At 68.5% G+C, this 3,235-nt stretch carries 3 protein-coding genes and 1 pseudogene; 2 read left to right on the top strand and 2 right to left on the bottom strand.

Going from position 1 to position 3,235, the window contains the following annotated elements; translation table 11 throughout:
• Nucleotides 1-410: 410 nt before the first annotated feature.
• Nucleotides 411-833, bottom strand: a complete 423-nt coding sequence (locus tag V1318_RS21620; protein ID WP_332941835.1) for a CopD family protein — start codon at nt 831-833, stop codon at nt 411-413.
• 89 nt (nt 834-922) lie between these two features.
• Between V1318_RS21620 and V1318_RS21615 the strand changes: the two genes are divergently transcribed.
• On the top strand, nt 923-1,528 hold the full coding sequence (locus tag V1318_RS21615) for a class I SAM-dependent methyltransferase (protein ID WP_332941837.1): 606 nt from the start codon (nt 923-925) through the stop codon (nt 1,526-1,528).
• 100 nt (nt 1,529-1,628) lie between these two features.
• Nucleotides 1,629-2,873 (top strand): polyhydroxyalkanoate depolymerase, encoded by a 1,245-nt coding sequence (gene phaZ, locus V1318_RS21610; RefSeq protein ID WP_332941836.1) that lies wholly within the window; start codon nt 1,629-1,631, stop codon nt 2,871-2,873.
• A 158-nt stretch (nt 2,874-3,031) separates the two neighbouring features.
• On the opposite strand, the pseudogene V1318_RS21605 reads toward phaZ, so the two are convergent.
• Nucleotides 3,032-3,235, bottom strand: a pseudogene (locus V1318_RS21605) (hypothetical protein); the annotation flags it as partial.

Raw genomic sequence — 3,235 nt, 5'->3', positions numbered from 1 at the left:
ATCGCGGCTCACGCCGCTCCCACAGAAAGCCAGCTCACCCGAAACCAACGACGCAGCCCGAGTTCGCGGTCGCGGCTCGCGCCGCTCCTACGGGGAGCTTGGACGAGAGAACATGACCCGCACGCGCAGCGGGCGGAAGCCGTTGCCTTTCGTGGCAGCCCTGCGGAGCGAGAGCCACAACGAATCTCCCACCGCGCCCGGCCACCGCAGTAGCCGAAGTTCGCGGTCGCGGCTCGCGCCGCTCCTACCCAAAGCCTGAAGAGGTGGCATGGAAGTGCTCGCCAAGGGGCGCCGGACACCGCTCAGCCGCCAGGCCGGCCGGTCCTCAGCCAAATCGAAGGATGGGAATGACCAGCCGGAGCCGGCGACAAGAACCGCCGCAAACGCGCAAGAACATCGCGCTTACCTGCTCAGAACGGCTTGGCCAACACCAGATACACCACCCCGATCAGCAGCAACACCGGCAGCTCGTTGAACAAGCGCAGCATCCTGGCGCTGGGCAAGGCCCTGCCCTGGTCCACGCCCTTGAGCCAACGCCCCGACACGATGTAATGGCCCAGCATCACCGCCACCAGGGTCAGCTTGGCGTGCAGCCAGCCGCCGCGGATGTCGAAATGCAGCCATAGGGTCAAGCCCAACAGCGCGGCCAGCCCGAACATGATGTGGCCGAAGCGGTACAGCCGCCGGCCCATCAGCACCAGGCGCGCGCGCACCGCCGGCTCGTCGCCGGCCTCGGCCAGGTTGACCAGGATCCGCGGCAGGTAGAACACCCCGCCCATCCACGCCATCACGAACACGAGATGGGCGGTCTTGGTCCAAAGATAGGCGTTCATCGCGGGCTTCCTGTGTGGGCGGTTGCGGGCCGGGTGCGCGGCCGCGCTAGGATGCCACGCCGCCGCCCGCGGACCACGCCACCGGAACCCTGCAGGACACGATGAGCAAACAGTACGACCGCGATTACTTCCAGCGCTGGTATCGCGACCCCGAGATCGGCGGGCGCGCGCGCCTGCAGCGCAAGGTCGCCCTGGCCGTGGCCAGCGCCGAATACCACCTGGAGCGGCCGATCCGCAGCGTGCTCGACATCGGCGCCGGCGAGGCCGCCTGGCGCGCGCCGCTGCTGAAGCTGCGCCCGAAGCTGCGCTATCTGGGTTTCGACAGCAGCCAGTACGCGGTCGCCCGCCACGGCGCGCACCGCAATCTGCACTACGCCCGCTTCGGCGATTTCGAATCCCTGCGCCCCTGTCCGGCGGTCGATCTGCTGATCTGCAGCGACGTGCTGCATTACCTGACGCCGCGCGAACTCGAACGCGGCCTGCCCGGCCTGGCCGAGCTCTGCGACGGCGTCGCCTTCCTGGAGACCTTCACCCGCGAGGACGGCGTCGACGGCGACACGGTCGGCTTCAAGCGCCGCCCCGCGCGGTACTACCGCGAGCGCTTCCAGGCGGTCGGCTTCGCCGCGCTGGGCTCGCACCTGTGGCTGGCGCCCGGCCTGCGCGAGGGCGCGGCCGCCCTGGAGACCCCCGGCTGAACGCCTGCCCCGGCTTAACGTCGGGGCCCGCGCGATCGGCTATGCTGCGCCGCAGCAAACCGCCGTTAGCCACCTGTCGTTCCTGGGGATCCGCCCGATGCTGCTTTACCAGATGCACGAACTCGGCCGCGCCTGGCTGGCGCCGATGACCTACTGGGCCGATGCCGGCTCCAAGATGTTCGCCGCCCCCGGCAGCTGGCTGTCCAGCGTGCCCGGCGCCTCGCGCATGGCCGCCGGCTACGAGCTGCTGTACCGGATCGGCAAGGACTACGAGAAGCCCGAATTCGGCATCCACTCGCTGCAGATCGATGGCGACACCTACCCGGTGATCGAGCGCGAGATGAAGCGCAAGCCGTTCTGCCGCCTGCTGCGCTTCAAGCGCTACGCCGACGACGCCGACAACATCGCCGAGCTCAAGGACGATCCGCCGGTGCTGGTGGTCGCGCCGCTGTCGGGCCATCACAGCACCCTGCTGCGCGACACCGTCAAGACCCTGCTGCGCGACCACAAGGTCTACATCACCGACTGGATCGATGCGCGCATGGTGCCGGCCAGCGAGGGCGCCTTCACCCTCGACGACTACGTGGCCTACATCCAGGAGTTCATCCGCCTGATCGGCGCCGACAAGCTGCATGTGATCAGCGTCTGCCAGCCGACCGTGCCGGTGCTGGCGGCGGTATCGCTGATGGCCGCGCGCGGCGAAGCCACGCCGCGCTCGCTGGTGATGATGGGCGGCCCGATCGACACCCGCGAAAGCCCGACCCAGGTCAACGACCTGGCCGTGCACAAGCCGTTGTGGTGGTTCGAGGGCAACCTGATCCATCACGTGCCGGCCAACTACCCCGGCGGCGGCCGTCGCGTCTATCCCGGCTTCCTCCAGCACGGCGGCTTCGTGGCGATGAACCCGGAGCGCCATTTCCAGTCGCATTGGGATTTCTACCAGGACCTGGTCAAGGGCGATCTCGAGGACGCGGCCTCGCACCGGCGTTTCTACGACGAGTACAACGCCGTCCTCGACATGCCGGCCGAGTATTACCTCGACACCATCCGGGTCGTATTCCAGGAGCATCTGCTGCCGCGCGGCCTGTGGGACGTGGCCGGCGAGCGGGTGAATCCGGCCGCGATCGGCAAGACCGCCCTGCTGACCATCGAAGGCGAGCTCGACGACATCTCCGGCCAGGGCCAGACCCGCGCCGCCCACCGCCTGTGCACCGGCATCGCCGCCGCCGACCGCGAGCACATCGAGGTCAAGGGCGCGGGCCATTACGGCATCTTCAGCGGCCGCCGCTGGCGCGAGCAGGTATATCCGCAAGTGCGCGACTTCATCGCCAAGTACGCGGCGTAAGGGCTGGAGGCCCTCACCCCAACCCCTCTCCCGCTGTGCGGGAGAGGGGCTACAGCGAAGGCCCGGCGGAGCGATCCGCCGGGCCTTCGCTTTTTCGCCATGCGCATGCCACGACAGCCGCCTGCCCGCTACCCCGCGACGATGCGGTTCGCCTTCGCTCACCGCATCCTACGGCAGGCGACCGCGGTTCCAGTTGCACTCACCGTTCCCTTGCCGTTGCCGTTGCCGTTGCCGTTGCCGTTGCCGTTGCCGTTGCCGTTGCCGCGGCATTGGAATCCATAGCAACGCACCCACGCGAGCAAACGTAGACCCGAAGGGCGGCGCGCAGGACGCGCGCCGTTTTTCGAATGGACAAGGATGTC

Origin of the sequence: Lysobacter sp. CCNWLW3 (assembly GCF_036697405.1) — a bacterium.
GTDB lineage: Bacteria > Pseudomonadota > Gammaproteobacteria > Xanthomonadales > Xanthomonadaceae > Lysobacter.
This window is presented reverse-complemented; position numbering and strand designations above follow the sequence as displayed.